Annotated in this window: 7 protein-coding genes; all 7 read left to right on the forward strand. The window is 52.0% G+C overall.

The features are described 5' to 3' along the window. A partial coding sequence (gene traN, locus ELS82_RS22780; RefSeq protein ID WP_167489482.1) for a conjugal transfer protein TraN occupies nucleotides 1–817 on the forward strand: 817 nt, incomplete at its 5' end. A gap of 3 nt (nucleotides 818–820) precedes the next feature. Next, nucleotides 821–1,654: a type-F conjugative transfer system pilin assembly protein TraF gene (traF, locus tag ELS82_RS22785; protein WP_134837485.1), complete on the forward strand. Its 834-nt coding sequence runs from the start codon at nucleotides 821–823 to the stop codon at nucleotides 1,652–1,654. Between the two features lie 22 nt (nucleotides 1,655–1,676). Then, on the forward strand, nucleotides 1,677–2,090 hold the full coding sequence (gene trbB / locus ELS82_RS22790; RefSeq protein ID WP_134837486.1) for a type-F conjugative transfer system pilin assembly thiol-disulfide isomerase TrbB: 414 nt from the start codon (nucleotides 1,677–1,679) through the stop codon (nucleotides 2,088–2,090). Between the two features lie 27 nt (nucleotides 2,091–2,117). Then, entirely contained in the window at nucleotides 2,118–3,527 is a 1,410-nt protein-coding gene (locus tag ELS82_RS22795; RefSeq protein ID WP_134837487.1) for a conjugal transfer protein TraH, read from the forward strand. A gap of 2 nt (nucleotides 3,528–3,529) precedes the next feature. Then, on the forward strand, nucleotides 3,530–3,652 hold the full coding sequence (locus ELS82_RS27400; protein WP_279630718.1) for a hypothetical protein: 123 nt from the start codon (nucleotides 3,530–3,532) through the stop codon (nucleotides 3,650–3,652). Nucleotides 3,653–3,654: 2 nt separating this feature from the next. Beyond that, entirely contained in the window at nucleotides 3,655–6,450 is a 2,796-nt protein-coding gene (locus ELS82_RS22800) for a conjugal transfer protein TraG N-terminal domain-containing protein (protein WP_134837488.1), read from the forward strand. A 90-nt stretch (nucleotides 6,451–6,540) separates the two neighbouring features. Further along, nucleotides 6,541–6,849 (forward strand): hypothetical protein, encoded by a 309-nt coding sequence (locus ELS82_RS27065; protein WP_244230859.1) that lies wholly within the window; start codon nucleotides 6,541–6,543, stop codon nucleotides 6,847–6,849. Nucleotides 6,850–7,351: the final 502 nt, after the last annotated feature.

Consider the following 7,351-nt stretch of genomic DNA (forward strand, 5'->3'; position numbering starts at 1 on the left):
TATCGAAGGCGCGGGGACCCGGGTCATTAACGGCGTTCGGACCTACCTGAGCTGCTGGAAGTATCAGCTCAGGTATCAGTGTGATTTCCCGGACACCTGCGCTGAACTTGCCGACAATTGCACCACCACGTCGAGCCGCTGCAAAACGTTACAAAACGGCGTGTGCGTCGAAAAGGAATACACCAAGACGTGTCCGGTGACAACGTGCAGCGCAACGAAGCTTCATTGTCTGGATGCGACGTTTTGCCTTGATGGCGATTGCTATGGCGCCATGCCGGCGCAATCTAAGGATTTCGCAAAATCCGCTGCAGCTCTGGCGGCGCTGTCTGAGGCAGCAAAAGGACTTGGCGATCCACCGCGTATTTTTACTGGACAAGGCATGCACTGCACTGACAAAGCGTTTGGGTTTGCCGATTGCTGTAAAGACAGTGGCTGGGGAACCGACATTGGACTGGCTAAGTGCAGTGAGCAGGAAAAAGCGCTTGGTCAGGCCAAGGAGCAAGGGTTAACCATCGCTCTGGGCTCGTATTGCGCGACTAAAATCCTCGGCGCTTGCGTGCGCAAAAAGAAAGGCTATTGCGTGTTCGACAGCAAGCTTGCCCGCATCGTGCAGGCGCAGGGCGCCAGAGATCAACTCGGACTGGGCTTTGGCTCTGCGAAGCACCCAAGGTGCGAGGCCCTTACCCCAGAGCAGTTGCAGGCCATCCGTTTTGATCGCATCGACTTTTCTGATTTCTTTGACGATATGCGTGGCAACGCCCAGCTCCCTTCCGCCAAAGAAATACAAGAGCGCTTGCGTAGCGCGTATGGAGAGTAAGGTATGTGCCAGATCACACTGCGTTTATTGCCACTCGTCCTGGTTAACTTTGCACGCGAACGCTTACAGACACGTCATGCCTGGCGACGGCTGCTTACAGCACTACTCATCATGGCTTTCATAGCTTCCTTTAGCGTGACAGCGTCACCAAAAGGTTGGAAATGGTACAACGAGCCGACCTTACCGCCTGTGCCGCCAGCTCCTGTGCCCACACCCGCGAACACCACCACGACGGTGATGAGTGCGACCGAGCAGATGGCGTGGTTTCATCAGACGTACGAAGAGGTCAAGGCGGACGCCACTCTCCACCCAGACGATGAGCACAAGTATCTGAGGCTGATGCAGCTTCATCACTTTATCGGTCAACAAACCGCGCGCACGGGCATGACGTTTAAAAAGCTGCTGCTCAAGTACCCCGAGTATTCCTATGTCAAAGACAGACCCGTAGAACAGGCTGCCAGAAGTACCTATCACCAGCTTGAGCGACAAAAGAAAATCGATACGGTGATCAAGATGAGAGACGACGGCTGGGGCTTTTTCTTTGTCTATCAAGGCAACGATCCCCTCAGTCAGGAACTTGCGCCATCGATTCAGCACTTTGCCGACACGTATGACATCGAGTTGCTGGGTGTGAGCGAGGATGGCCTCTTCACTCCCCACATCCGCCAAAACCGGGTCAATGACAACAAGGTGGTCGTGCCGTTTACGCCGGCACTTTTGTTGATCAACCCCACGACGTCCGAGTTTCAGCCCCTCGCCTACGGATTTATTTCCCAAGAGGATTTGCTCGGGCGCTTCTATAACGTCGCCACGCACTATCAGTCCGCTGATTTTTAGCGCCCAGTAAAGGAGACCACCTATGCCGAACTATCCACTGCTGATCTTGCTTCTACTTACCCAAGCGTCTTCGGTCCATGCGGCCGTTGAGCCCGCGTATGCCCTGGTGTTTTTTTACCGCAGTGACTGCCCTTATTGCCATCAGTTTGCCCCTAAGTTCAAGGCCCTGACCCAGCAAAAGCAGTTACCGAGCTACGTTTTTTCACTCGATAACCAACCGTTACCTGATTACCCAGCGCCCATTCCGGTGACGCCAGACATCAGCCAGCGGTTCTTTGACAACCCCAGAAACATCACTGTGCCTGCGACGTTTTTACTCAACGTCAACAGCCACAAGTTCGTCCGGGTATCGGTGGGCAACGTCAGTTATGCCGAGCTCAAGCAAAGCGTCGACGGCATATTGAGCGATCAGCGTCTGCTCAGCGCCATGCAGTAAGCCATTATCTCGATGAGGAATTCGATTATGCGCAGATACTTATCCACACATATTGTGGAAAAAACACCCAAAGCATTGATATATCTTGTGTTGTCTATTGGGCTATTTTGTCAAGCCCACGGAGCGGGTGTAAACCGGTCACTGGATGGATTTTTTAATGATTTGGGTTATCACAGCAACGTCTCCGATCCCAATGCCTACAAAGGACAAGCGGCCAACTACTATAATGGCGGCTCATTGTATGTCCGCTCACCGGTAAAACACGCCCAACTGGTTTCGACCTCGATCCCCTCTGTTAGTATGGGGTGTAGCGGCATCGATGCCTTCATGGGCGGCTTTTCTCACATTAATTCCGATCAGTTGGTTCAGTTCGGTAAAGCGGTGATCGCCAATGCCACGCCCTTTGCGGTCGATTTAGCGCTGCAAACCTGGGCGCCGCAAATCAAACAAATCCGCGATAACCTGCAAAACATCGCCGACAAGTGGCTTAATCAGTCGATCAACTCCTGTGAAACCGCGCAAGCGGCGGTGAGCGGACTCGCGGCCGCCTTTGACAGTCCTCAGACGAAAAAGCACATCTGCTCCACGATAGGTACCCACAATAATGCCTTCTCAGACTGGCTGGCCGCGCAGCAGGAATGCGGCGTCGGCGGACAGGCCCGCGCGCAACTGGCCAATGCCCGTCAACACCCCGCGACAGAAGATCTCACCAAAACCAATCACAACATTGTCTGGTCGGCGACATTAAACAACCCCTTCCTGTCGAGCGATACCGCGCTGGCCGAATTCTTAATGAGTATATCCGGCACCTATATCTATGACAGTGCAGGTAAGCCGCGTTATTACGCCAGCTTACTGGCCGACAACAACAACCTGGTGCACGCCCTACTCGAAGGCGGAGACATCACCTATTACCGCTGTGATAACACGGATGAAAAAGCGTGTTTAAACCCCGCCAAGCACCACCTGAATTTGCCATCAGACAAGGGGCTGCAAAATCGTATCCGCAGCAAACTCGAACAGCTTTACCAGGCGATCAACAATGACGCGCGATTAACCCCGGATCAAACCTCGTTCTTAGAGTACACAGAGACCCCGGTGTTGGCCGTGTTCAACAGCGCCGCCCGAGCTAATCGCTCCCCAAACCTTGCCGCCTATTCACGCGTGATCTCGGTTGAACTGCTCAACCGTTATCTCACCAACATGCTCACTATTGTTAAGGCTTCGCTGGCCAACACTCAGGTCAGCGCCGACGACATCACACTGATCGCCGATGATATCGATCGCGCTAAGCGCTTTACCGATGGATTAACCGATAAAGCCACCAAACAACTCCTTCAGCAAGAGCAACTCATTCAGGCCCACAAATTCAATGATCAGCGAGCCTTGCAAGAGATCAACGGCAAACTCATTCACAACCAAACCTATGGAGAATAACCATGAACCGAAAGCATAACGTCACAACCCAGGGCGCAACATTAAAGAGCGCCAAACGCCTTACCGATGCATTGGCCGACAAAGCCGATGACAACGTGCAAGTATGCCCCCGCTACGGAGAATAACCATGAGCCTTGAATATTACGTCTATACCCAAGGCGCGACTATCCAGCGCGCCCTTAACGCCGTCGCCACCTACTTTGAGTCCTCCAGTTTTGCGTCGATGACCTCTATCGCGCTGATGATTGGCGCAATCATTACGATGGCGTACTTTTTTGCCACCCGTAATACCCGCCACCTCTATGTGTGGGCGATCGTCTTTACCCTGGTCCCCACCTTTCTGCTTAACCAGACCACCCGGATGCAAATCATTGATAAAACCGAGCCCGACAGCGTCTATTCGGTCGACAATGTGCCGTATCTGGTTGCCCTGCCGACCTGGTTTTTCAGCACTCTGATGGTGGGCGTCACGGAATCGGTTGAAACCATCTTCACCACAACGAGAGATCAACGCTATGGCCGAACGGGAATGCTGTTTGGCTCGGAGATGTTTCAGTTGTCGCGTAAAGCGTCGCTCAGGGATATCCGTGAGCGCCATGTCTGGGATGACTTTTTCAGAAACTGCATTGTTGACGACATTGAAATCAACAAGAAATACTCCTGGAATCAACTGTTCAATGCCCCGGACATTTTTGACTTCCTGAGTCAGCAGTCGATGAGTCCTTTACGCGGGGTCATGCTTGATGTCGTCAGTCAGGACTTTAAAACCTGTCGTGAGATCTTCCCCGACATCCAACGCACTTTCGGGAAAGCCTCTGCAGAAGAGATGGAACTGCTAGGCACCTACCTCCATGGCTCTAAGGCAGCACTGTATCGACCCCATGTCAAACAGGCATTGGAAAACAGCTATATGAGCTTTGTTGGTGTGAGCAATAACGCCGCCGATATTTTAAGGCATAACATGACCATAAATGCCATACGCAGTAGCGTTCACGGACTGGCCAGCGGGGGGATAGGCGGCGTCGGCATCAATTACGCCTATACCACCAACAAAATGCAGCAAACCTCGATGTGGGCAACCTTAGGTCTGCAAGCGCGTGAGTTCATTCCTATGATGCACACAATGATGTTTTTCCTGTTCAGCTGTTTAGGCATCATCATTGGCGCCGCAGCCTTGATCCCCGCACTGACGAAAATGGTGCTGACGAACTACATCAAAACCTTTGCCTATCTGGCGACCTGGCCGCCTCTGTTTGCGATACTCAATGGCCTGATGCTGTGGGGACTTGAATCGACCTCCAATGCCACGGCCCAGCCAATGAATGGCCTGTCACTGAGTAACTCAAATGCACTGGAAGAGCTTCATCTCCGGTTTGGGTATATGGCCGGTTTTCTGATGATGGCGATCCCGGTACTGGCCGGGAGAATCCTGCAAGGGGGCATCGCTGCCGTGCAGGCGATGAACTACCAACTCGCCAGTATGATCAACAGCTCCAATGCCCGGGCTGCAGAGGCGAGCTCTACGGGGAACATCGACTTTGGTAACCTGCAGATGCAAAACCACTCGTTCAATAACACCAGTGCCAATAAACTCGATGATAACCTGCTGCTGCGAACCGGCATGGCCACCGTTCAGCAAAGCAGCGGCGCGTCCATTACCACCTTACAAAATGATGGAGGGCGTAAACTCTACAATGCACAGGAAGCGGTATCGAATCCAATCTGGCAGGCGCAGGCCACCAGCATGGTGCAAAGTAGCGTTAACGATCAGTACTCGAGAGCGTTAACGTCACAGAAACAGCATATGGATACCTTCACCGACAGTTATGCAAACAGTGTGCAGCAAAGTGACCGCTGGAACGACAACTGGTCGAGCAACTATTCGTATGGTGATGCACACAGCGCCTCTACCGAAGGCCAGATCACGCAGTCCCACTCTAAGATGGAATCCGCCATCGACAGCATCTCGCAAACCATGGGCTGGACTCACGATCAGGCTCGGGCGTATGCCACCTCCGCCAATGCAGGGCTGTCTATCGGCACGCCGGGACAAACCAAGCTGGGCGGCGGGTTCAGCACCGCTGTGCAATGGAGTACTGACCAACGTCTGGGCTACCGCGCCATGGGCGACGAGCAGAAACAGGCCCTGGCGCAAGCCATGCAGCAGTACAATGAAGGGGCAAGTTCCATGGAGCGTGCCGGACGCACGATTGAAGCCAAGGAAAACCGCAGCGCCGTTGAGCAATACGCACACGACTTTGCGCTCAACCACCAGCGTCTGCAAAGCGCCGCCTCTTCCGTCAGTGCATCGAACACCGAAGTGTCCAGCCTGCATAGCCTCAAGTCCAACCTCAAAAGCGATTCCTTGAGATTTGGCCAAGATCTCAGAGCGCCATTCCAGGAGTATCTAGAAGAAAAATATGGCTCAAATGACCCTATCATTAAGCGCATAATGCTTTCCACTCAGGCTGGGGATTTGAAGGATGCATACAAAGAGTTTGATGAATACGCTCGCAGCGACGCTTTCCATGAGCACTTTGGCCTCTATGATCATGGGTTTCCATCGTATGAGCCATCAACCAAGCGTGATCTGGTCAGGCTCTCACCTGAGCAGAAGAGTACGGCGCAAAGTAACGCATCAAAAGGCAAGGAGGTCATCGACGAAATCACCATCGATATGATCAACTACCATGGCAGTGACCACCTGTTTGACAGCGACGCTTACCGCAACGTCAAAGGGAGCGCGTCTGTGACTGGTGGCCATATGCAAAACGAAGCACAGCAGCCGGTTACTCCGACGACTAATCCGGATTCGGATGTGGTCAAGACCGTCAACGACCACATCAATCCTCCGGCAAAGGACGCGGCGGACAGGAAGCCACATACGGGGTATCAGTTGCATGACAGCAAAAAAGATAATTAATGGATAAATAAACAGCACTGTCTATTTATCCACCCACCTAAACTTGCTAGTATCCCAGTCAGCGTGCTGGGATACACAAGGAGACACCTAATGAAAAAAACATGGGTTGTTCTATTAAGCGTACTGGCCATCGCACCAGTCTCGGCGCAAGACGAGAGCTGGCATAAAAGCCCGCAGCTTGAGGCCCTAGTCTTTGAACTAAAACAACTTTACGCTACCGACAATTTATCAGAGTTAAAGCAAGAACATATGACTCAGGTCGATAATCTGTCGTTTTTCATTCTGTATAGTATATCGACAAGCCTGACGCCCCTGAACATAAACTTCTTAAAGCGTATTTATGGGGTATGCAGGAAGCGCATATTCGCAGTGTCAACGAACAGATCCGAACCAATATAATGCCATGGTTCTGCCCGAAAGGCCTGCTCAGGAACTACAGCCACTTAGCACCAAATCCGACACGGTTTGTCGAGCAGCTTATCTGGCGAGGGATTGATTATAATCTCAAGTATGCCCCCAATCGCTTCAGACGCCCCGATTTATTCGCGGCTTTCGGAACCAGCTCTGGCTTCATAACAGACGGCCTACAAGATAAGTATCCCTGTTACCAACGCCAACAATCTGCACGCGTGTTATAGGGACGATTGAATCATTCACGGATAAATAATTCATAATTTAACAGCATTGCTATGCCCATCAGTGCCAGAATAGAGCACGCATTTTCAAACACAAACACACTGTTTTTCCGAAACAGGGAGGCAGGTTATGAAAAAGATGTGGGTTGCTCTATTCGTCACACTGGCCACCACGCCAGTTCTGGCGCAAGATGAGATCTGGAAAAAAAGCCCAAAGCTTGACACCTTAATTACCGAGGTCAAACAGTATTATGCCTCTGACAACC

Source organism: Vibrio ouci (genome assembly GCF_004551525.1).
GTDB classification, from domain to species: domain Bacteria; phylum Pseudomonadota; class Gammaproteobacteria; order Enterobacterales; family Vibrionaceae; genus Vibrio; species Vibrio ouci.